Genomic DNA, 462 nt, shown 5'->3' with positions numbered 1-462 from the left:
GGGCATTCTAAGCGTTTCCACAAAGAAGGGTCTATAGCAATAGTCTAGATACTCGCGGGACAGTCACCGTGTTCGGCAACCGCGTCGATGACGGTCTGACCCGTCTCCCGAATCCGTTCACACCGGGTGAGGAGCCGATCAGGATCGTCATCACTCCACGCCGCGAGATACCGCGCTGACCCGTCCATCTCAAGCCCGAAGTGCCGCCCGACAACGTACGCGACCGCCTCGGCCTCCAGTTCACGGGCAGTCTGGTCGGCCGCGTCGGCTGCGTCATGGAGTAGTGCGTGGGCGTACTCGTGGACACACGTCCCAACCATCGCCGCGGGGTCGTCGTGACGCACCTCGATGTGGGGCACCTCGTCGTCGTGGCGACACACACCGGCAGCGTCGCCGTGCGGCCACGCAGTCGCCGCAATAATCTCAACGGTCACGCCAAGATCGGCTGCGGCATCGACGACA

1 pseudogene is annotated in these 462 nt (G+C 63.6%); it reads right to left on the bottom strand.

Annotation, left to right across the window (positions count from 1 at the left end):
* Positions 1-44 precede the first annotated feature (44 nt).
* A pseudogene (locus EXE45_RS17910) lies at positions 45-462 on the bottom strand (DUF955 domain-containing protein); the annotation flags it as partial.

Origin of the sequence: Halorubrum sp. SP9, assembly GCF_005435015.1 — an archaeon.
GTDB lineage: Archaea > Halobacteriota > Halobacteria > Halobacteriales > Haloferacaceae > Halorubrum > Halorubrum sodomense.
The sequence above is the reverse complement of the archived record's forward strand: the minus strand, read 5'-3'. Positions and strand labels throughout refer to the sequence as shown.